Source organism: Streptosporangium sp. NPDC006930 (assembly GCF_040635605.1).
GTDB lineage: Bacteria > Actinomycetota > Actinomycetes > Streptosporangiales > Streptosporangiaceae > Streptosporangium.
Map to the genome: position 1 here is coordinate 24,090 of NZ_JBEYID010000001.1, position 20,814 is coordinate 44,903.

Below are 20,814 nucleotides of genomic sequence, written 5' to 3' on the forward strand. Positions count from 1 at the left end.
TCGGCGTTCATGGCCCCTCAATCGGGCCGCTTCACCTTCGATCATTACAGTTAGCAATTATCTGACTACACTTTGCCAGGTGTTCGGCTGTGTTCAGGATGACCGTGCCGCGCTCGGGAGACCATCGCCTCTGCCGTATGAGTAGGGGGATCACACAGTGAAGAAGAGGGTCGTCGGGATCGCCGCGAGCATCGCGATGCTGGCCGTGGCGATGGGGGTGCCGCAGGGGGCGGTGGCCCAGGAGAGAAAGGCGAGGGAGGGGCTGGTCTGGGGCTCCTGCGAGGGCGGGGTTCCGGTGACCGGGGTGGTGTCCACCGGAGGGGGGGCCAACCCGATGGAGTGCGCCACCCTGAGGGTGCCGCTCGACTACGCCAACCCGCAGCAGACCATCGGCATCGCCCTGAACCGGATCAGGGGGAGGGCGGTGCACGACCGTCTCGGCGCGCTGCTGGTCAACCCGGGTGGCCCCGGGGCGTCCGGCCGCGACCTGGTCAGGACCGTGGTGGCAGGGCTTCCCGACGGCCTGGCCGACCGGTTCGACGTGATCGGGTTCGACCCGCGCGGGGTGGGGGCGAGCGATCCCGCGCTGAAGTGCGTCGATCCCAAGAAGTACTACGAGGCGCCGCGTCCCGACCAGGTGCCGGTCACCAGGCGCGACGAGAACGTGCTGATCGGCCGGGCCCGCAGGTACGCCGAGGCGTGCGGCGAGCGCTGGAGTTGGATGCTGCCGCACATGACCACCGAGAACTCCGCCAGGGACATGGACGTGATCAGGGCGGCCCTCGGCGAGTCGAAGATCAGCTTCCTCGGTTACTCGTACGGGACCTATCTCGGGGCCGTCTACGCGACGCTCTTCCCGGACCGGCTCAGGCGGCTCGTCCTGGACAGCGTGGTCGATCCGCGCGGCATCTGGTATCGCTCCAACCTCGACCAGAGCGTCGCCTTCCAGGACAGGCACGAGGACTTCCTGAAGTGGGTCGCCCGCCACAACCCGGTCTACCGGCTCGGTGCCACGGAGAAGGCGGTCTCCTTCGCCTGGGACGCCATGCGGGCCCGGCTGGGCGGCCGCCCGGCCGGAGGGGTGGTCGGTCCGAGCGAGCTCGACGACGTCTACACCCTGGGCGGCTATTCCGACGTCATCTGGCCGCAGCTGGCCAAGGCATTCTCCGCCTACGTCAAGAAGGGGGAGGCGACTCCTCTGGTCAACGCCTACCGCAAGCACGCGGTGAACGACGACAAGGACGAGAACAACTACGCGGTCTATCTCGCGGTGCAGTGCCGCGACGCCGTCTGGCCGCGCGACTGGGCACACTGGCGGACCGACATGACCAGGGTCCACGCCAGGGCGCCCTTCCTCACCTGGCCCAACGCCTGGTACAACGCGCCGTGCGCGTTCTGGCCCCAGCCGGCCGGGACTCCGGTACGGATTCACGACGACGCCAAGCTGCCGCCGGTCCTGTTGATCCAGGGGCAGCGCGACGCCGCCACCCCGTACGCCGGGGCGGTGCGGATGCGCGCTCTGTTCCCCCGCTCCCGGCTGCTGGCCGTGCCCGGCGGCAACCACGGGATCGCGCTCAACGGGAACGCCTGCGTCGACCGGCGCCTCGCCGCCTACCTCAGGGACGGCACCCTTCCCGGCACCCGTCAGACCTCGGCCCCTGACGCCCGCTGTCCGGGAGTCCCCGCCCCCGTGCCGGTGGCCGCTCCCGCGCCCGTCCGCGTCCCCGCCGGTCACGCGGCAGGTCGCGTGGCGGGTCGCGTGGCGGGTCGCGTGGCGGGGCACATGGTTGGGAACACGGTGAGGCACTCGGTGGAAAGAGATGGCCAAAGCAGGTAGATGAGAGGCTCTGTGTTGGTTCCTGCCAAAATCGAGGGGGTCGCGTAGGCTGAGCACGTGATGCTGCGCACAACGGCGTCGCGCGTGCTCGACGACAACGATCGAGACGAGGTCCTGGCGCTTCTCGACACCGATCCCGTCGGCAATGTCTTCGTCGCCTCCAGGGTCCGTTCGGTCGGGCTCAATCCGGCCAGGCTCGGTGGCCAGATGTGGGGGTTCGGGCCGCGCGGCGGCCTGACCTCCATCTGTTACGCCGGGGCGAACCTGGTTCCGGTCAACGCCGGTACGGACGCCGTCCACGCCTTCGCCGATCGTGCGCGCAAGCAGGGCCGCCGCTGCTCCTCGATCGTCGGCCCCGCGGACGCGGTGGAGTTGCTCTGGGAGCGGCTGGAGCCGCACTGGGGGGCTGCCCGCGCGATCCGCTGGGCGCAGCCGGTCATGGTGATCGCCGAGCCGTCGCCGGTACCCGCCGACCCGCTGGTGCGGCGCGTCCGGCCCGACGAGTTCGACATCCTGCTCCCGGCCTGTGTGGCGATGTTCACCGAGGAGGTGGGCGTCTCCCCCGAAGCGGGGGACGGTGGCGCCCTCTACCGCTCCAGGGTCGCCGAGCTGATCAGGATCGGCAGGTCCTACGCCCGCATCGAGGGCGGCAGGGTCGTCTTCAAGGCCGAGATCGGCGCGGTGACGCCGCACGCCTGCCAGATCCAGGGTGTCTGGGTCCACCCCGACCTGCGCGGCCGCGGCCACGCGGTGGCGGGGATGGCCGCGGTGGTCAAGCACGCGCTCGACTACTTCGCGCCGGTGGTCTCGCTGTACGTCAACGACTACAACGCCCCCGCCAGGGCCGCCTACCGCAGGGCGGGTTTCGTCGAGGTCGGCACCTTCATGTCCGTGCTCTTCTGAAACCCGCCCCCGGACACGTCCGTGCTCTCCCAAGACCGGCCCTCTGTTTTCCGAGGCCGGACCATCTGGGCCGCCCCAGGGGCGCCCGGCCGGGCCGGGATGTGGCGATCACGTCGGCGAGCGGCGCCGATCTCCCGAGGGCGGGCGACCCGGGCGGCCTCGAACCAACGTCGAACCTCCGGGGCCGGACATCTCGGGCCGGTCAGGGGCTGCGGACCAGCCGGGTCACGAGGCGCTCCAGCTCCGTCTCCGGGTCCTCGGTGAGGCCGGCGTGGACCGGGCCGGTCTGCACGATCGTGCTGCGCGGGGCGGTCAGCCAGCGAAAGCGGCTACCCAGCGGCTCCTTGGTCAGGGGCCCCGAGTCGCTGCCGCAGGAGCGCTGGTAGGCGCCGAGGGCGTGCCGTACTCCTTCGAGGTCGACGCTGTCGTCGAGGGCGCGCAGGCGCGCCTCGTCCAGCTCCACCCGGGCGCACAGGTAGCCGCGGGGCTGGCAGTAGAGCAGCACCCCGGCGTTGATCAGCTCGCCGCGTTCCACGCGGGGGACGACCCGGATGATCGCGTACTCGTAGACGTCCTTCACCGGTTGTCCCTCCAGAACGCGCCCACCGAGCCGGTCTTCCTCTCCTGGTCCTGTCCCGCCTCCTGGGCCGCGGGCCCCGGCAGCCAGGTGCGCGGCCCCTGGGCGCGGGCCAGCAGATGCTCGACGTACGCCTGCCGCACCGCCTGCGCCCCGTCGAACCCCGGTTCGTCCTCCAGCCACTCGTCGGGAACCTCGTCCACCACCCCGTCGAGCAGGTCCCTGGTGATCATCTCACTGAACTCGGCGTCGGCCTCGGGTATCAGGGTGGCGAAGGGCGCCATCACGTGGTCGCTCGCGTCGAAGTCGCGCAGCGGGTTGGCCGAGGGCCAGTTGTGGTGGAACCAGAGCGCGGCGCCGTGGTCGATGAGCCAGGTGTCGCCGTGCCACAGGAGCAGGTTCGGGTTGCGCCAGCTGCGGTCCACGTTGTGGATCAGCGCGTCGAACCAGAGCAGGCGGGAGGCGAACCCGGGCTCGGGGGGCCAGGCGAGTGGCTCGAAGCCCAGCGCGCCCGGCAGGAAGTCGACCGCCAGGTTGTTGCCCTCGCTCGCCCTGAGCAGGTCCTGGATCTCCTCGTCGGGCTCGCGGGCGCCGAGCTGCGGATCGACGTCGATCACCTTCAGCTCGGGTGTACGGAACCCCAGACGCCGGGCCAGCCCGGCGGCCACGATCTCCGCGACGAGGACCCGGCGGCCCTGCCCCGCGCCGCGGAACTTCACGACGTGGGTGCCGAGGTCGTCCGCCTCCATGATCCCGGGCAGCGAGCCACCCTCACGCAGAGGTGTCACATAACGGGTGGCTTTGATCGCTTCAAGCACCTCGCCAGGCTACCGGCTGGTCCGCGGAGCGACATGGCGGGCAGGGAGAATAAAGGCGGCTGCGTATTCGGGGGATGTGTTGTGTCTTGCCCTGACCTGAGCATCACATGAGTGTCACGGTGAGGAAGACAAGACCTTCATCCCCGTTGACTGTCGGCGATGCTTCTTCTTGAGTGAGAAGGGTGGCGGCGAGGGGAGGCTCGCGTGCCGTATGCGCAGCCGCTCAAAACGGGGGATCCGGCACGGCTCGGTGAGTACGAGATCATCGGGCGTCTCGGAGAGGGTGGGCAGGGGGTGGTCTATGTCGGGGTGCGCCCCGACACCGGCTCCGAGCCCTACGCGGTCAAGCTTCTGCACGGTTCGGTGGGGGAGGATCCCGACGTCTTCCTGCGCGAGGTCGAGCTGGCGAAGCAGGTCGCCAGGTTCTGCACGGCCCAGGTGATCGACGCCGGGCTGGACGGCGACCGGCCCTACATCGTCAGCGAGTACGTCGACGGCCCGTCGCTGCACCGCGAGGTCGCGGTGAGCGGGCCCCGCGAGGGAGGCAGGCTGGAGCGCCTGGCCATCGGCACGGCGACCGCGCTGGCGGCCATCCACCGGGCCGGGATCGTGCACCGCGACTTCAAGCCTCAGAACGTGCTGCTCGGTCCCGACGGGCCAAGGGTGATCGACTTCGGGCTGGCCAGGGCGCTGGACGCCGCGGCCACCCAGAGCGGGCGCGGCGCGGGCACCCCCGCCTACATGGCGCCCGAGCAGGTGGAGGGCGCCGAGATCGATCCGGCGGCCGACGTCTTCGCCTGGGGGGCCACGGTGTGCTTCGCCGCCAACGCCCAGGCGCCCTTCGGACAGGACTCGATCGCGGCCGTGCTGAACCGGATTCTCACCGCGGCCCCGCAACTGGGCCGTCTCGACGGGCTGCTCGGCGCGCTGGTGGTCGACTGCCTGGACAAGAATCCCCGCAACCGCCCCACCAGCCGGGAGTTGCTGCTCGCGCTGCTCGGCGACGACGGGGGCCGCTCGGTGGTCGGGTCCCGGTTGTCGCCGGTGCCGGGGTTCCCGGCCGTGCTCGGCGGGCCTGACGCCTCTGGCCCCTCGGGGTGGTCCGGTCTCACGGGCGCTTCCGGCCGATGGAGCGTCTCCGGGTCCGCCCGGCGGGCCGGGGCCGGCCGGTCCGGCGAATCGGGCGGTGCGTCCTCGGCGGGCGCGAGGTCCGGCGGGCGCGCGTTCCCCGCGGAGGGTGAGAAGTTCGACGAGCCCCGGACTCATCCGGGGCGTGCGGCGACCAGGGCCTCGGTCGCGGTCTCCGGCGCGCTGCTCGTCAGTGCCGCCGTGCTGGTGGGGGTGCTGGTTCCTGCACTGAGCGGTGTGGCGCCGGGAGGCGCGTCCGCGCCGCCGATCGTCCCCGTGGTGGAGGCCACGGCCCAGGGCGGCACCACGTCGCACGAGGGCAGGGCGAGCGCTCCGATCAAACCTCTCCCGGTCGTGCCGACCGTCCCTGCCGGGCCCCCGCGCGCGGAGGGCGTCAAATCCTCCCCGCTGTCGCCCCCCGCCGCCACGGTGGTCGTGCCCGCGCTCATCGGGCTGGATCGTTCCGAGGCGGCGCGCCTGATCAAACGGGCCGGACTGGTCGCGGGGGCCGTGAAGGCGGTCGACTCGGGCCGGCCGCTCGGGGAGGTGCTCGCGAGCAGCCCGGCGCCGGGGACGGCCCTGCCGAAGAAGGGCAGGGTCGATCTGCAGGTCTCCGGTGGCACCCAGGTGCCCACGCTGGTCGGTCTCGCCAGGGGAGGCGCCGAGGCGGCGCTCGCCCAGGCCGGGCTGGTCTCCGGCGGGGTCAGCACACGCTGCTCGGACCAGCCGGCCGGGCGGGTGCTCGCGAGCACTCCCGGCGCGGGCAGGCGCGTCTCTCCGGGGAGCGCGGTGGCGCTCGTCGTCTCCAGGCACGGTGTTCCGGTGCCGCCGGTCACCGGTCAGGGCGCGACCGACGCCTCCAACACCCTCGGCGGGGCGGGTTTCGCCGTGCGCACGCGGGCGCGTCTGGTCACCAACGAGGCCCAGGACGGAGTGGTGCTGGCGCAGAGCGTGGCGGCCGGCACCTGCGCGAGACCAGGCGCGACGATCGTGCTCACGGTCGGGGTCGAGGCGCAGAGCGGTCCGGGCCCGGGACCGGGACCTGGGCCGGACCCGGGGGAGACCATCGAGCCCCCCGACCCCACGGTCCCGCCGACGTCCGTTCCCGGGGAGGCGGCTCCTTCCGGGTGAGGCGCTCCTTCGGCCCGATACACCTGAGGGCCGGTCGAACGCGGTGAGGGTTCGCCGTCCCGGCCCGATGTGAGGGGACCGGGGTGGCGGAACCTTCGGAGGCAGGCGTGGAGAGTTCAGCGCCGTCCAGCGTGGTCACGCCCGGGAGGAGCCGCGTGCGGCGCCGTGCCCGGGGTGTTCACAGGGAGGCGAGGACGGTGGCGAGGAGGGTCTTCCTGACCTCCTCCTGGGGGAGGTCGATCGTCTTGATCACCGACTGGAGCGAGCCGAGTGTGGCCCACGCCCAGACCTGGCGGGCGGGGTCGGGGTCGGGTCCGGCCAGACGGTCGTAGATCGCGTCGCGGAAGGCGCGGATGGCCTCGCCGGGGGAGCCGGGAGGCGCGTCGTCGGCGCAGTGGATGTCCTCCATGATGAGCCGGATGATCGCCCGATGCCTCACCGTGAAGGTCACCAGGGCCTCGACGAAGGCGCGGTCGTCGGTGAAGTCGTCCTCGATCAGAGCCACGATGTCCTGGCCCGCGGGTGCGATCAGCTCTGTGGCCAGACGGTCCTTGGGATGGAAGTGGTAGGCGACGGCCGTCTTCGTCAGGCCGACGACGGAGGCGATGTCGGCCAGCGAGGTCGCGGCGTAACCGCGCTCGGCGAACAGTTGACGGGCGGCGTCGAGAATTCGCTCCCGCGTTTCGTGCCCGTGCTCAGGTGTGGTCATCGTCTCAGTCCCACGCTGCTTACAGCATTTACCGATTTATCCCCCTACGCTCTCCCGTAGGTACTGTACGAGCGTACAGTACGAGTTTTCAGGATGTTTGATACTCCAAAAGCGGGGCGGTCACCGATGTCTGGTTTGCTGGGGCGGCTGGGAAGTTGGTGCGCGCGGCACGGCAAGGCCGTGCTGGCCCTGTGGGTGATCGCGGCGGCGTTGCTGACGGCGGGCTCCGTGCTCTTCCCGGGACCGGTCAGCAACGACGTCAGCATCCCCGGCACGGACGCCCAGCGTGCCGTCGACCTGATGAAGGACGGCTTCGGCCCCGGCTACGGAGCCGGCGGCTCGGCCCAGATCGTCCTCTACTCGCCCGACGGCCCCCTCATCTCCGAGACCAGGAAGCGCGCGGTGGAACGCGCCGTGGACCTGATCCGCGAGGTGCCGCACGTGGTGGAGGTGAAGTCCCCCTACCAGGTGGGCGGTCTCGCCCCCAGCCTGGAGATCGGCATCATCGCGGTCAAGCTGGAGGGGAACGACACCACCAAGCTGGCCGAGACCACCAAACTCCTCTCCGAGGCGGCCGAGCCCGCACGGGCCGCGGGCATCGAGGCGGTGCCCGCGGCCTCGGCCAACCCGGCGGACAAGGAGATCAAGACCGGGACGAGCGAGATCATCGGTGTGATCTGCGCGCTGCTGGTCCTGCTGCTCGCGTTCGGCACCCTGGTGGCCGCGATGATCCCGATCTTCACCGCGCTGGTCAGCATCGCGACCGGGCTCGGCGTGGTCAGCCTTCTCGGCCACGTCGTGGACGTGCCCAAGCAGGCGTCGATCATGGCGACGATGATCGGTCTCGGCGTCGGCATCGACTACGCGCTCTTCCTGCTCAGCAGGCACCGCAAGCTGCTGGCCGACGGCCTGCCGGTCCGCGAGGCGGTCCGCCGGGTGGTCGCGAGCTCCGGCGGCGCGGTGGTGTTCGCCGGAGCCACGGTGATCATCGCGCTCAGCGCGCTCATGCTCGCGGGCTTCCCCCTGCTGCAGACACTCGGCTGGATCACCGGCATCTCGGTCGTCTGCGCGGTGGTCACCTCGGTCACGCTGGTCCCCGCGCTGCTCGGCCTGCTCGGGCACCGGGTCAACGCGCTGCGCCTGCCGTTCATGGGAAGACAGGGCAACCACGGCTCGTCGGGCTGGACCTCGCTGGGCAACTGGGTGGCCAGGCGGCCGTGGAGCGTGCTCGCGCTCAGCATCGTCCTGCTGGGCGCGCTGGCCGCACCCGCCCTCGCCATCAAGCTGGGCACGATCGACAACGGCTACGCCGACCGCGGCACCGACACCCGACGCTCCTACGAACTCCTGCAGGCCGGTTTCGGACCCGGCATGAACGGCCCGCTCGTCGTGGTGGCGGACCTGGACACGAAGGTCGTCGACCGGGAACCGACCCCGGCCGTGCTGCGCGACCTGAAGGACCGCGTCGCGGACGTCGAGGGAGTGGCCCACGTCGGCGATCCCGTACTCAACGAGGACGGCACGGCGGCGCTGGTGCAGGCGATCCCCGACTACGCTCCGAGTGACCCCCGGGCGCTCGACGTGGTCAGGGCGGTGCGCGCCCTCGACGTCGAGGGCGCCCAGGTGCACGTGGGCGGTCAGGTCGCCGGCATGGCCGACGCCGGCGACAGGATCGCCGGACGCACGCCGCTGGTCGTCGGCGTCGTGGTCCTGCTGAGCGCGCTGCTGCTGTTGCTGGCGTTCCGCTCGCCGGTCGTCGCGATCAAGGCCGCGCTGATGAACCTGATCTCCCTCGGCGCCGCCTTCGGAGCGCTCTCGCTGGTCTTCTCCCTGGGACTGGGCAGCCGCCTGGTCGGCATGGACACGCCGGTCAGCGCGGACGACTCGTACCTGAGCACGGTGTTCTTCACGGTGCCGATCGACAGCTACATCCCGCTGATGCTGTTCGCGATCCTGTTCGGCCTGTCGATGGACTACGAGGTCTTCCTGCTCACGGCCGTGCGGCAGGCGTACCTGAGGCACGGCGACAACCGCAGGGCGGTGGCCGAGGGGCTGGGGTCGACCGGTAGGGTCATCACCTCCGCCGCCCTGATCATGGTCTCGGTCTTCGTCGCGTTCATCGCCTACCCCGACCCCATGGTCAAGATCTTCGGTGTCGGACTGGCGGTGGCCATCGCGGTGGACGCCACGATCATCCGGGGACTGCTCGTCCCGGCGACCATGGCCCTGCTCGGCAGGGCCAACTGGTGGTGCCCCGCCTGGCTGGACCGTATCCTGCCCAACCTCTCCGTCGAAGGCCACGAGGAGGACGAGGAGGCGGAGGAGCCGGACAGGGAACTCGTCGGCGCCGGTCGCGGCTGAAGGGCGGGACGCCGTCCCAGTCGCTTCCAAGTCCTCCCCAAGTGGCCTCCGCCATGCTCTCGCCTGGGAAGCGAGTTTTGGGAGAGTACGAAGATGTGGGGAAGAATCAGCGCCGTCGCCGGCCTGGTGCTGGCGAGCACGCTGGTGCTGCCGGGCACCGCGGTGGCGAAACCCAAGGAGGTCGACGTCCCCGTCGGGACGTGGCTGGCCGCCAGGACGCACCCGGCCGTCCAGCTGACCTCGGTGTCCTACACGGCCGACGTGGCCGTGCCGACGCCCGAGGCGAACCTGGAGGCGATCAGGGTCCTCACCCAGCAGGGAGTGAACGCCGTGCAGAGCGGCAAGATCTCCTCCGACGAGAACAGCATCTACCGCTGGGTCGTCCAGCAGATGGCGAAGGACCCGGGCCGCTACTTCTCGCCCGGCGGGCGTGAGCGGGTCGTCGAGGCGACGGCGGGCGGGCTGTGCACCGGCTGGTGGGTCACGCCGGACGGCTACATGGTGACCGCGGCGCACTGCGTCGGCCAGGAGGAGACCGAACTGGCGCGGACCTTCGCGGCACAGGCACTCACGAAGATCAACGAGAAGGACGCCGCCGACCTGGTCGCCGACCTCGGGGACATCGCCTCCGACGAGGAGATCCTCAGGACGGCGACGAAGATCTTCCAGATCTGGAACGCGGACAACATCAAGATCCGCAACGTTCAGAGCTCGCTCTCGCTGCTGCAGAGCCTGCCGGGCGGCGGCGTCGACAAGACCACCAAGACGGTGCCGATCGAGCTCGTCGCCAAGGGGACGGTCTACCCGGGCAAGGACGTCGCGATCCTCAAGGCCAACGGGCAGAACAATCTGCCGACCGTGCCGCTGGGAGAGGACTCCGACGTGCGCGTCGGCGACACCCTCTACATCAGCGGGTTCCCCGGCACGGTGACGCAGACCTCGATCTTCAACCTGGAGTCCAAGCTCGATCCGGCCTTCACCGAGGGGCCCTACAACGCCGCCCGCCAGACCCCGGAAGGGGTGCCGTACATCCAGACCCAGGCGCCCTCCTATCCCGGCAACTCGGGCGGTCCGGTGTTCGCCAAGAACGGCAAGGTGATCGGTGTCCTCGTCGGCGGCCTGGTCCAGCAGGACGGCGGCTCCACCGAGGCGGAGAGCTTCGTGCTGCCGGTCAGCATCGTCAAGGAGAAGCTGAACGAGAAGAACATCAAGCCGGTCGAGTCGACGACGACGAAGGCCTACAACGAGGCGCTCGACCTGTTCTTCCAGAACAGGTACTCCGACGCGCTGCCCAGGTTCCGCGAGGTGCAGGCGCTGCAGCCGAACCATCCGTACGTCGCCAAGTACATCAGCGACTCCCAGCAGGCCATCACCGCGGGCAAGGACGAGAGCGGCACGCCGATCCTGCCGTGGCTGCTGTGGGGTGGCGGCGGCCTGGTCGTCCTGTTCGTGATCGGTACGATCGTGGCGGTCGCGAGGGGCAGGCGCCGTTCCAGGGGACCGGCCCCGTTCCCGCCCACCCCCTACGGTGCGCAGCCCGGCTACGCGGCACAGGTGCACGGCGGTGCCGCGTACGGGCAGCCGCAGTACGGACAGCAGGGACAGCCGTACGGCGCGCCGCAGCAGTACCAGCAGCGGGCGCCCTATCCGCTCCCGGCCGCGCCGGAGGAGACCCGGGCGGTCCGGCCGCACTCGCCCTACGGTCCGCCGAACCCCCAGCCCGGCCCCGGGAGCGCAGGGGGCCCGGGGGCCAACACCCGCATCGCCGGTCTGGAGGCCGAGCTGGAGCAGTTGCGCCGTTCGATGGGGCAGCGCCCGCCCGAGCAGCGTTGAGCGCGCCATCCCGGATGCGCCGGGGTGCCCTCGGGGCGCCCGGCCTCCGGGTCCTGGTGAACGCGGTCCCCGCCGGTGCCACACCGGCGGGGACCGACCCGTCTTCCCGGCCCAGGAGAGACCATCTGCCTCACCTGGGCGGAGGGAGGTTCCAAGGGTGACGTGTTCACCGTGACGCGGCGGGCGAGACCTAGATCCAGCCCTCCTCCCAGGCGCGGTGCGCGGCGGCGTGGCGGGAGCCGACACCGAGCTTGGCCATCGCCGCCGACAGGTAGTTCCTGACCGTGCCGGGGGCGAGATGGACCTGCGCCGCGATCTCGTTGACCGAGGCGCCCGCCCGTGACGCGCGCAGCACCTCCAGTTCCCGTTCGGACAGCGGGCAGTCGTCCTCCGACAGCGCGGAGGCGGCGATGTCGGGATCCACGTAGCGCCGGCCTGCGGCGACGTCGCGGATGATCTCGGCCAGCCGGGTGGCGGGCGTGGTCTTGGGCACGAACCCGCTCACCCCCGCGGCGAGGGCACGCCGCAGCACGCCGGGCCGGGCGTGCCGGGTGACGAGGACGATCCGGGTGGGCAGCTCGGCGCGGATCGCCTGCGCGGCGCGCAGCCCGTCGGCGGGCGGCATCTCCAGGTCGAGCACGGCGATGTCCGGTCGCCGCTCGCGTGCCAGGCGCACCGCGTCCGTAGTGGTGGCCGCCTCGGCGACGACGTCCAGGTCGTCCTCCAGTGAGAGCAGCGCCGCCAGGGCCCCTCGGATGAGGTCCTCGTCGTCGGCGACCAGCAACCGGATCACCGTGCGCCCGCCTCGGCCGGGTACGCGTGCGCGTCGGCGGGCAGGGCGGCCACCATCTCGAAGAGGTCGCCGTCGCACCGCCAGTCCAGCGTGCCGCCCGCCCGCTCCAGCCGTTCTGTCAGGGAGCGCAGCCCGGTGCCGGTGCCCGCTCCCGCAGGGGGCCGCTCGGCGCCCCCCTGCCAGGCGCGGTCCTCCTCGGCTCCTTCGCCACCGACGCCTCGACGGGCACGGTCGCGGTCGGTCCCTTCGCCGTCGGTCCCTTCGCCATCGATCCGGAGCCGGGCGTGGCCTTTCTCGGCTCCCTCACCGCCCGCTCCCCGTTGGAGGCGACCGTCCTCGACGCCGTCGTTGCCGATCCGGAGCCGGGCGCGGCCGTCCTCGACGTCGTAGGCGATGCGTGCCCGACGCGCCCGGCTGTGGCGCAGCACGTTGGTGGTGGCCTCGCGCATCACCAGGCCCAGGATGTGGCGGGCGGGCTCGGGCAGAGTGTCCGCCCCGCCGGCCCGGCCGTGCTCCACGGCCGTGTCGATGCCTGCGGCGGTCAGCACCTTCGCGGCGTTGGCGATCTCGTCCTCCAGGGTCGTGCGCCGGTATCCCTGCACCACGGCACGGGTGTCGCGGAGCGCGTCGGACGCGAGCCGCCGTACCTCCCGCATCTCCGCGGCGGCCCGGGCGGGATCGGACTCGGCGAGCCTCTCGGCCAGCTCGCTCTTGAGCGCGACCACCTGCAGGTGATGTCCCTGGATGTCGTGCAGGTCGGCGGCGAACCGCAGCCGCTCGTCCTTGACCGCCAGTTCGGCGGCGAGGCGCCGTGCCTGGTCCAGCCGGTCGGCGACGTCCCAGGCCCACAGCATGCCCAGCGCCATCCAGGCGAAGGAGACGACCGTGCCGACGGGGAAGGCCACCGCGAGGAGCCAGTCGGAGTCCCCCGAGGCGAGGGCCACGGACCCGCCGAGTGCCGCCGCGACGACCACCGCACCGGCGATGAGGGTGCGCCGGTGCGCCGGCCGCAGGAACATCGCCGTGATCGACACCATCACCGCCGGTGCCACCGCCCACAGCCCGTCGTCGCGTGAGGCGAGCGGGACCGCGCCCAGCACGGTCGTCGCGAGACCCCCTGTCACCAACCAGCCCACCGGCGGCCCGGCGGCCCGTTCGCGCGCCGGTGAGGCGCGGAACCGGTCCCGCTCGTCACCGGGTACGCGCGGCAGCCGGCGGCCGAGCAGCACGCCGACGGACACGATCAGCACGGCGAGGGCCAGGCCGGTGACGCCCCTGATCTGGGAGGGCACGCCCTCGTCCATCGCCCAGGCCCTGACGAAGAGCACCAGGGAGACCGTGATGCCCCCGGTGAGGCTCCACCAGGTGTAGCGGCGGAAACCGCTGAGTCCCGTTCCGTGCTGACCCGGCTGCTGAATCGGTTGCTGAATCGGTTGCTCACTCGGCCCGTCACGCACGCGGCCATTGTCCCCCGCCAGGTGGAGGCCATGGGGTGCCCCGATGACAAATGTCACGAAATCTCGTGACACGACCATGCCGGGACGTGCCGTTTCGCCACTACTGGCGGCTGCCGCCCTCCCGCAGTCTGGGGGCACGTACCCCGACCCCGTACACCGGAGGAGCACGAGATGACAGTAAGAACCGTCCATGTCCGCACCTGGTGGCCGTTCTGGCGCCACTACCTGGAGATGCTCGCGGCGATGGTCGTCGGCATGGCGGTGCTCGGTGCCGCCGTGCGCGCCGGGCTGGCGCTCACGGGCCTGGAGTTACCGGCGCGACCGGAGGTGGTCGCCTCGGAGATGGCCGTCAACATGTCCGCCGGGATGATCGTCTGGATGCGGTACCGAGGTCACGGCTGGGCCGCGACGCTGGAGATGGCCGGGGCCATGCTCGTTTCCGCCCTCGCGTTGTTCCCGCTGCTGTGGATGGGGGTGATCTCGGGTGACGCGCTGCTCCTGCTGGAACACGTCCTGATGCTCCCGCTCATGCTCCTGGTGATGCTCCGCCGCCGCGACGAGTACGGGGGTCCCTCCCGTGTCTGACGTCATGGCGCGCGGTACTCGCTGGAAGGCCGTGCTGCGGCGCTGGCCGACCGTCCTGGCGGGCGGGACGGCGGCCGTGTCGGCGGTGTCGGCGGCGTCGGCCGGAGGTTCCTCGGCGGGGGAGATCACCGCGCTCACCGAGATCCTGCTGCTCCTGCCCCTGGTCTACCTCGTGGTGGCCAAGATCCGGCGACGGGAGGCGTCGTGGCCGGCGCTCCTCGTCTCCGTCGTCCTCTACCTGGTCCTGCGGACACTGGACGTGGTCGCCGTACCGGTCGTGGTCGCCGTCGTGGCACTGGCCGTCCTGGTGTGGGGCGCCGTCTCCGGCGACCTGCGCCGCTCGGGCTCGTTCCGGGCGCAGTCCCTGGGAATGATCGGATTCGGCGCTCTGGTCCTGGCCGCGCTGATGGTGGAGCCCGACCTGGGCCGCCATCTGGTCGCGGCTGGTTGGTTCCTGCACGGCGTCTGGGACTTCGTACACCTCAGGAGGAACGCGGTCGTGTCGCGTTCGTACGCGGAGTGGTGCGGTGTTTTCGACATCCTCACCGCCGCGCAGCTCGTGTTCCTCGCATGAGCGGGCGCGCGGGTACGGATCCGCGCGTCCGTCCGGGGCGTCCCAGGTCTCGCCGTCGAGGTGTCACGGCCACCTCCGGTGGGACGGCCGGGTGACGGGGCGCCACGAGACTCGGCCGTCACTTCGACGACGTCGCCTAGACCGGTGTCTTCGCCCGGCGCCGTCCCCGATAGCCGCTGTGGACCAGGATGTCGCCCGGCTCCGCGAGGAGCGTGGCGGAGGCCGCCGGGATGGCGGGTTCACCCCGGCCGGTCCGTACCGTCGAGACCGGAACGGCCGTTCTCGGTCCGGGGACCGGGCGGGCGGACGTGGTGGACCGGGTGGGGGCGATGGGGCGGACAGGACGGGCGGGGCGCGTCGGGGGGGCCGGGACGGTGGTGACGACGGGGTCGGCCCGGCGGTGGCGGCGCCCGCGCGGCGGGGAATCCTGGACCCAGGTCGACGACTCCGCCACGGCCTGCTCCTGCAGGCGACGCCTGCCCCGGTAGGGGGCCCGGGGGCGGTCGTCGCGAGGGCGCGGTACGGGGGAGAGCGCGGCAGGGCGCCCTGAGGGCTCCTCGACGTGGGCGACGGAGGTCGTGACCGAGGGGAACCCGGCGGCGGCGGCCGGGGCGAACGTGCTCTCGGGAACGATCTCCCTGGGACTCGTGGCCCTGCGGGAGGGGAAGAACGGGTCCCCGAGATCGGGGGCGATGGGCGTGTTCTCCGAGGCGTCGGCCGGGATCGGCGCGTACAGGGGATCGCGGGAGACGAGCGTGTTCTCCGGGGTGCCGGGCGAGGCCGGCGCGTTCCCGAGGCCGGGGAAGACAGGCGTGTTCTCCGGGGTGCCGACCGGGGGCGGCGTGTACGAGAGATCGCGGGCGGAGGCGTTTCTGGGCATGCGACGGCGGCCCGGGGCACGACGGCGGCCCGGAGTTCTGCGGGACGAGGATGTGGGGGCCGCCACCGCGGCGCGCCCCGAGGCGGATGCGAGGAGCCGTACCCTCGACTGCCTCGCCTTGCCGTGCGCGAGGATCGCGGCCGCGGCGAGCAGGACCGGGGCGAGCACGGCGGGGGTGTCGAAACCGGGGACGGGCGTGGCGAGGTCGCGGGCGGTGGCGGTGGGGGTGACGGCGAGCGCGCTGGTGTCGGCGGTGGAGGCCTTGGCGTGCTTGCCCGGCGAGGTACGGCCGGTGGCCGGCGCCTGGGTTTTGCCGGGCGCCTTCGTGGTCGCCCGGTCGCTCCGCTGGGTGTTCGCGGCGGGGTTCCCTCCGGACGCGGCGTGGGCGTCGCCGCCCGGAGCGGCCTTCCCCGTCGCCGTCGCGGCGGTGTGCCCGGGAGTCGGCTTGCTCGTCGCTCCCTCCGAATTCCTGTCCGGCCTCGTGGAGGCCGAGGTCTCCCGCGTCGGCGCGGGGGCGGGGACCATCGCGATCAGGTTGGGCCCGGGGCCGATCACCACGGCGTTGTCCCCGGTCGTGGCGGGCGTGACGATGGTCTGCTTCTCGGTGGCCTCCCGGTCCAGCCGGGCCTTGATCTTCTCCGGATACCCGTAGCCGACGACCTTGCCGGTGTCGCGCTCCTTGCGCTTGGCGACCCCGCCGTCGATGTTGCCCTCGATCGTGTGGATCCGGTTTCCCTCGACCCTGGTGACGATCCCCACGTGGTCGATGTGGCTGATCTTGTCCGAGCCGCGCCAGTCGAAGAAGACGATGGCGCCCGGCTTGGGAACGGTGCCCCAGGCGTCCTGCTGCCGGAACCACTGGGCGTGGTGGACGGTGTAGGCGAACTGGCCGATCCACTCCTGGTAGCCCAGCTTCTCCGCCGCCCACGACAGATACATGTCGCACCAGGGGGCCGAGGTGTAGTCGGCGTCGAACTCGACGTTCTTGCCGTACCAGTCACCGAACTTGGTGTAGCCGCCGCTCTTCTCGGAGTAGCCGAGCTGACTCTCCAGCAGCTCGATGAACTTGCGCATCTCAGGTGTCATAGAGGATTTCAGGGGGACCCCCGGTGGCCGTGCGGGCATGGTCGCTCCGCCTCGCGACCTGGCTACCGGCAGACGAGGTTGAGCGACGGCGCGTTCACGCGAACCCACCGAGGGTGAGGAGGGACGCGTGTGGCGGCACCACTGGCCGGTTGTCTTCCGTGACGAGGGAGGTTACCCGCCCTCAAGGATAGGTCAAGACAGACTAAAGGGCGCGTCAAGTCGATCAATGTCACATAGGCGGACAAAAGTCGACGTCAGAGCGCTTCTGTGTGATCTTCAGTGGTAAAGCGCCCATGAAAAGGATCTACCGGAGGTCGTGAGCGGGGCCGGGACCGCCGTGGCCGCGCCATTTGATCTTGTCGATCGCCCTTTGCCTCGATGTCCGGTTTCTTTGCCTTTGGGGGAAATGGGTAGACATGTGGGTATTTCTCCCGATATGTAGGTAGTGGTCTCGGGAGATGCTGGTCACACCAGGTAAGGCTCAACAGCAGTCAGAGAAGGTTAAAAAAGGTACGAGCCATGTGTCAGCACCAGCCGAGATGCCCACTCGCCAGCGCACCCGACCACGAAGCCGCGTCGCTCGTGGCCTTCCACCCCGAGCAGGGGTGGGGTCTGCTCTGCAACGGTGTGGTGGTCTTCGAGGACACCGGAGCGCTCATGCCTGACGGCCGCAGCACTCCCGTCCACGACATGCCGCTCCCGCTCCACCCGGTCACCCTGGGCCAGGCGGCATGACCTCGCGCCGCGCGCCCGCCGTGCCGGGACCGAACGCGCCACGCGGACGAGTGGTTCCGCGGCGGCCGATGGTCTCCGGCGGGGGACGCGCGTGCGATCCGCATCCGATCGAGGTAACCGCCGACCAGGGAGGTGGACAATGAACCCACTCCTCGAAAAGCCGTACGAGCAGGCAGAGCTGGACGGCCAGGAGATGTCGTACTCCTTCGCGCCCGAGCCGGCGTCGGTGCCCCGTGCCCGCCACCTGACACGCGCCCACCTGGCGGACTGGGGGCTGGACGAGCAGAGCATGGTCGCCGAGCTGCTCGTCAGCGAGCTGGTCACCAACGCGCTGCGCCACTCGTGGGGGGCCATCGGGCTCGTCCTCTCCTTCCAGGACGGTCTGCTGCGCTGCGAGGTCGAGGACGCCGACCCCTTCCTGCCCCGCGCGTGCCGGGCACGCGACGACGAGGAGCGGGGACGAGGGCTTCACCTGATCGAACTTCTCGCCTGCTGCTGGGGCAGTGCCCGCACCTCCGAGGGCAAGGCCGTCTGGTTCGAGCTCACGACGGCGGACGCGCTCGCGGCCTGACCGCGAGGCCACCGGGAACGCCAGGTGAGGAAACCCTCCCGCGAGGCTCCTTCGGGAGCCGACCACACAGACCATCTCCGAAGGGCCGGGGTCGAGTCCCCCGACTCGACCTCGGCCGAATGCCGGAGCCGGGTCCCCCGACCCGGCCTCGGCAGGACGCCGGAGCCGACGAGATCATCGCACTCGCCGGCTCCGGCGTCCCGGCTTCCCCGGCCTCTCCGTCCCGTCCGTCAGGTGCCGGGCGGGCGCTCCCCGTCCACGTTCAGGATGTGCTCGCCGGTCCATACGGCGATCTGGGCCCGCGAGTGGAAACCGAGCTTGGTCATGATGTGCTCGATGTGACCTTCCGCGGTGCGCTGCGCGATCGTGAGCGAGGCCGCGATCTCCTTGTTGCTCAGTCCCTGGGCGACGAGCCTGGCGATCTCCGTCTCCCTGCGGGTCAGTGGCGAAGGCTCCTCGGCCTCGCCCGCGGGCTCGCCGCGGGGCGCGCTCTCCTCAAGGGCGAAGGCGATCGCCTTATCGCACCGCATCTTCGAGCCCTGCCTGAGCATGGTGTCGAAGGACTGCCTTCCGAGAGCCTCGCGCGTACGCTTCTCGCACTCGTCGTGGTAGCGCCTCAGGTGCCCGAAACCGGACAGCGGCGCTCCGAACACCTGCCAGACCTGCTCCAGGATTCCCAGCAACCTGGCGGCCCGCTGGTGGTCGTCCTGCGCGGCGGCGATCCAGGCCAGCACCTCCAGGTTCACGCCGACACCCAGAAGATCGTCGAGAGAGCGGTTGAACCTCAGGCTCTCCTTCTCCAGCTCGGTGGCGCGCCGGGCGTCGCCCTGGCACCAGACCCCGAAGCCGAGCGCCATCATCGCGTACGCCCGGTGCCAGCCCTCCTCGTGGGCGTCGCACAGCGCGATGCACTCCTCGCCGGCGGCGACGGCGCTCGACCAGTCTCCCCGGAAGGAGTGGGCGAGGCAGAGACGAATGAGCGCCAGGGCCTGACCGGTCGGGTCGTCGTCGGCGCGGTGACGCGCCGCCGCGTCCTCGTACAGGCTGATCGCGCGATCGACGTCTCCACGGAACATGGCGATCATCCCCGAGTAGAGCGCGACGTAGGCCAGGGTCCGCTCGCATCCGGGACGCTCCCCGATCTCCCTCGCCTCCTCCAGCATTCTCGTGGCGGAGACGACATCGGCCTGGATGATCGCCAGCCAGCTGTTGGACCACAGCGCGCGGCCCCGGACCTCGTCCGGTCCCGTGCCGTTGAGCAGGCTCAGGTCCATCCAGCGGCGTCCCTCCTTGAGATAGTGGCTGGTGGTCCAGTGGTAGAGCAGGTCGGCGGCCATCTCCAGGGCGGCGGGGGTCTCCCCGGGGTCGGCGAGGCAGTACTCCAGGGCGGTGCGCAGGTTGGCGTGGTCGAGCTTCAGCCTGCCGAACCAGAACACCTGCAGCGGGCCGAACCGCTGCGCGTACGCCTCCGCCGCGAGTCGCCGGTAGTGGTCGCGGTGCAGCCGCTGCAGCGCGTCCTCCTGCCCCGAGGCCGCGAGTCTCTCCCTCCCGTACTGCCTGATCGTCTCCAGGAGCCGGTAGCGGGTCGCGGTGGAGGCCGAAGGAGGGTCCTCCCGGATCAGGATCGACTTGCCCACGAGTTCGATCACCAGGTCGACCACGTCCTCGCGCTCGATGCCGTTCCCCGAGCAGACCGCCTCGGCCGCTTCGAGGTCCAGGCCGTCGGTGAACACCGAGGCGCGCTGCCACAGCAGCTGCTCCTCCTCGCCGCACAGGGCGTAGCTCCAGTCGATCAGCGCGCGCAGCGTCTGCTGGCGGGGCAGCGCCGCGGGTGAGCCGCCGGTGAGCAGCCGGAACCGGTTGTCCAGCCTGGACAACAGATCTTCGGGGGAGAGGGCGCGCAGCCGCACCGCCGCCAGCTCGATCGCGAGTGGGATGCCGTCCAGACGGCGGCAGATCTGTTCCACGGCGGACCGGTTGGCCTCGGTGAGGGTGAAATCCGGCAGGACGGCGGTGGCCCGTTCGGTGAACAGACGTACCGCCTCCGACGGCGCCGGCACCTCTGTGGACAGCCTGGGGAGGCCGGGGTCCGGTGGCAGCGGCAGCGTGGGGACGACCAGCGTCTGCTCGCCGGAGATGCCCAGCGCCTGCCTGCTGGTGGCGAGGACCCGCAGTGAGGGGGCCGAGCGTACGAGGGCTCCCACCAGTACGGCGCAGGGTCGCAGGAGATGCTCGCAGTTGTCGATGACCAGCAGCGCCCGCTTCTCCCGCAGGTGGTCGACGAGCACATCCAGGGGAGACCGGTGGGAGACGTCCCTGATCTCCAGGGCCTCGTTCAGCGATGCGGCGAGCAGCTCGGGATTCTCCAGCCCGGCGAGCTCGACCAGCCACACCCCGTCGGGAAACGCCCGCTGGACGTCGGCGGCGACGCGCAGGGCCAGCCGGGTCTTGCCGACGCCGCCGGGACCAGTGAGGGTCACCACGGGTGCCCCGGACAGCAGGCGTTTGACCTCGGCCATCTCATGCCGACGCCCCACGAAACTGGTCACCTCGGGGGGCAGGCTCGTCGCCTGCCACCGCTTCGGGGTGGCCGATGCCACCTCTCCCATCAACCCCTACGCCGGTTTTATCAATTAGATCGCTTTATGTCCGGATCTGGTTGGCGTAATCCACCCTATGCGCACGCCGCCTCCCGCGCACACCCTGTGGTCGAGCGGGCACTCACCGGGGTGGTTTCCCCGGGCGGTGGTCCGTCGGCGAGGACCGGTTCGCGTACGGTGGGCGCGGCTCCCCGAGGCGGTGGCCCGCCCTCCTCGGCAGGGAACCCGTGGGCGGG

Annotated in this window: 16 protein-coding genes; 9 read left to right on the forward strand and 7 right to left on the reverse strand. The window is 71.2% G+C overall.

Translation table 11 applies throughout. The features are described 5' to 3' along the window. Window positions 1-157: 157 nt before the first annotated feature. Window positions 158-1,837: an alpha/beta hydrolase gene (locus ABZ664_RS00105; protein WP_362501026.1), complete on the forward strand. Its 1,680-nt coding sequence runs from the start codon at window positions 158-160 to the stop codon at window positions 1,835-1,837. A gap of 60 nt (window positions 1,838-1,897) precedes the next feature. Continuing rightward, entirely contained in the window at window positions 1,898-2,740 is an 843-nt protein-coding gene (locus ABZ664_RS00110) for a GNAT family N-acetyltransferase (protein ID WP_362502204.1), read from the forward strand. 202 nt (window positions 2,741-2,942) lie between these two features. Here the strand turns inward: ABZ664_RS00110 and ABZ664_RS00115 are convergent, their stop codons facing one another. Both ABZ664_RS00115 and ABZ664_RS00120 read right to left on the reverse strand, forming a co-directional pair. Next, window positions 2,943-3,320, reverse strand: coding sequence for a DUF3037 domain-containing protein (locus ABZ664_RS00115; protein ID WP_362501028.1), 378 nt, complete (start codon window positions 3,318-3,320; stop codon window positions 2,943-2,945). Next, the gene (locus ABZ664_RS00120; protein WP_362501030.1) at window positions 3,317-4,135 is read right to left on the reverse strand and encodes a HipA family kinase; all 819 of its coding nucleotides are present in this window, start codon (window positions 4,133-4,135) and stop codon (window positions 3,317-3,319) included. Before ABZ664_RS00120 ends, ABZ664_RS00115 begins: the two co-directional genes overlap by 4 nt. 204 nt (window positions 4,136-4,339) lie before the next feature. Between ABZ664_RS00120 and ABZ664_RS00125 the strand changes: the two genes are divergently transcribed. Further along, complete coding sequence (locus tag ABZ664_RS00125; protein WP_362501032.1) at window positions 4,340-6,394, forward strand: PASTA domain-containing protein; 2,055 nt, start codon at window positions 4,340-4,342, stop codon at window positions 6,392-6,394. A 178-nt stretch (window positions 6,395-6,572) separates the two neighbouring features. Here the strand turns inward: ABZ664_RS00125 and ABZ664_RS00130 are convergent, their stop codons facing one another. After that, on the reverse strand, window positions 6,573-7,103 hold the full coding sequence (locus ABZ664_RS00130; protein ID WP_362501034.1) for a TetR family transcriptional regulator: 531 nt from the start codon (window positions 7,101-7,103) through the stop codon (window positions 6,573-6,575). Window positions 7,104-7,229: 126 nt separating this feature from the next. Between ABZ664_RS00130 and ABZ664_RS00135 the strand changes: the two genes are divergently transcribed. Both ABZ664_RS00135 and ABZ664_RS00140 read left to right on the forward strand, forming a co-directional pair. Then, on the forward strand, window positions 7,230-9,464 hold the full coding sequence (locus ABZ664_RS00135) for an MMPL family transporter (RefSeq protein ID WP_362501036.1): 2,235 nt from the start codon (window positions 7,230-7,232) through the stop codon (window positions 9,462-9,464). Between the two features lie 93 nt (window positions 9,465-9,557). Next, a complete protein-coding gene (locus tag ABZ664_RS00140; RefSeq protein WP_362501038.1) occupies window positions 9,558-11,297 on the forward strand; it encodes a serine protease in 1,740 nt (579 codons plus the stop codon). Between the two features lie 190 nt (window positions 11,298-11,487). On the opposite strand, the gene ABZ664_RS00145 is transcribed toward ABZ664_RS00140, so the two are convergent. Together ABZ664_RS00145 and ABZ664_RS00150 are read right to left on the reverse strand one after the other, a co-directional pair. After that, window positions 11,488-12,090 (reverse strand): response regulator transcription factor, encoded by a 603-nt coding sequence (locus tag ABZ664_RS00145; protein ID WP_362501040.1) that lies wholly within the window; start codon window positions 12,088-12,090, stop codon window positions 11,488-11,490. Continuing rightward, entirely contained in the window at window positions 12,087-13,547 is a 1,461-nt protein-coding gene (locus ABZ664_RS00150; RefSeq protein WP_362501042.1) for a histidine kinase, read from the reverse strand. Before ABZ664_RS00150 ends, ABZ664_RS00145 begins: the two co-directional genes overlap by 4 nt. Window positions 13,548-13,718: 171 nt before the next feature. On the opposite strand from ABZ664_RS00150, the gene ABZ664_RS00155 reads away from it, so the two are divergent. Both ABZ664_RS00155 and ABZ664_RS00160 read left to right on the forward strand, forming a co-directional pair. Next, entirely contained in the window at window positions 13,719-14,132 is a 414-nt protein-coding gene (locus ABZ664_RS00155) for a hypothetical protein (RefSeq protein ID WP_362501044.1), read from the forward strand. After that, entirely contained in the window at window positions 14,125-14,706 is a 582-nt protein-coding gene (locus ABZ664_RS00160; RefSeq protein WP_362501046.1) for a hypothetical protein, read from the forward strand. Before ABZ664_RS00155 ends, ABZ664_RS00160 begins: the two co-directional genes overlap by 8 nt. A 136-nt stretch (window positions 14,707-14,842) precedes the next feature. Here ABZ664_RS00160 and ABZ664_RS00165 read toward each other — a convergent pair whose 3' ends face one another. Next, a complete protein-coding gene (locus ABZ664_RS00165; RefSeq protein WP_362501048.1) occupies window positions 14,843-16,660 on the reverse strand; it encodes a CHAP domain-containing protein in 1,818 nt (605 codons plus the stop codon). A 531-nt stretch (window positions 16,661-17,191) separates the two neighbouring features. On the opposite strand from ABZ664_RS00165, the gene ABZ664_RS00170 reads away from it, so the two are divergent. Further along, entirely contained in the window at window positions 17,192-17,407 is a 216-nt protein-coding gene (locus tag ABZ664_RS00170; protein WP_362501050.1) for a DUF5999 family protein, read from the forward strand. A 139-nt stretch (window positions 17,408-17,546) separates the two neighbouring features. After that, a complete protein-coding gene (locus ABZ664_RS00175; protein WP_362501052.1) occupies window positions 17,547-17,978 on the forward strand; it encodes an ATP-binding protein in 432 nt (143 codons plus the stop codon). A gap of 230 nt (window positions 17,979-18,208) precedes the next feature. Here the strand turns inward: ABZ664_RS00175 and ABZ664_RS00180 are convergent, their stop codons facing one another. Further along, window positions 18,209-20,587 carry a LuxR C-terminal-related transcriptional regulator gene (locus ABZ664_RS00180; RefSeq protein ID WP_362501054.1) on the reverse strand — a complete coding sequence of 793 codons (2,379 nt, stop codon included), beginning with the start codon at window positions 20,585-20,587 and terminating at the stop codon, window positions 18,209-18,211. Window positions 20,588-20,814: the final 227 nt, after the last annotated feature.

What these genes read in the sequence shown, in the direction of transcription:
- ABZ664_RS00170 (WP_362501050.1), top strand. Translation starts at nt 17,192, where the DNA reads ATGTGTCAGCACCAGCCGAGATGCCCACTCGCCAGCGCACCCGACCAC.
- ABZ664_RS00155 (WP_362501044.1), top strand. Translation starts at nt 13,719, where the DNA reads ATGACAGTAAGAACCGTCCATGTCCGCACCTGGTGGCCGTTCTGGCGC.
- ABZ664_RS00175 (WP_362501052.1), top strand. Translation starts at nt 17,547, where the DNA reads ATGAACCCACTCCTCGAAAAGCCGTACGAGCAGGCAGAGCTGGACGGC.
- ABZ664_RS00130 (WP_362501034.1), bottom strand. Translation starts at nt 7,103, where the DNA reads ATGACCACACCTGAGCACGGGCACGAAACGCGGGAGCGAATTCTCGAC.
- ABZ664_RS00110 (WP_362502204.1), top strand. Translation starts at nt 1,898, where the DNA reads ATGCTGCGCACAACGGCGTCGCGCGTGCTCGACGACAACGATCGAGAC.
- ABZ664_RS00180 (WP_362501054.1), bottom strand. Translation starts at nt 20,587, where the DNA reads ATGGGAGAGGTGGCATCGGCCACCCCGAAGCGGTGGCAGGCGACGAGC.
- ABZ664_RS00135 (WP_362501036.1), top strand. Translation starts at nt 7,230, where the DNA reads ATGTCTGGTTTGCTGGGGCGGCTGGGAAGTTGGTGCGCGCGGCACGGC.
- ABZ664_RS00140 (WP_362501038.1), top strand. Translation starts at nt 9,558, where the DNA reads ATGTGGGGAAGAATCAGCGCCGTCGCCGGCCTGGTGCTGGCGAGCACG.
- ABZ664_RS00165 (WP_362501048.1), bottom strand. Translation starts at nt 16,660, where the DNA reads ATGCGCAAGTTCATCGAGCTGCTGGAGAGTCAGCTCGGCTACTCCGAG.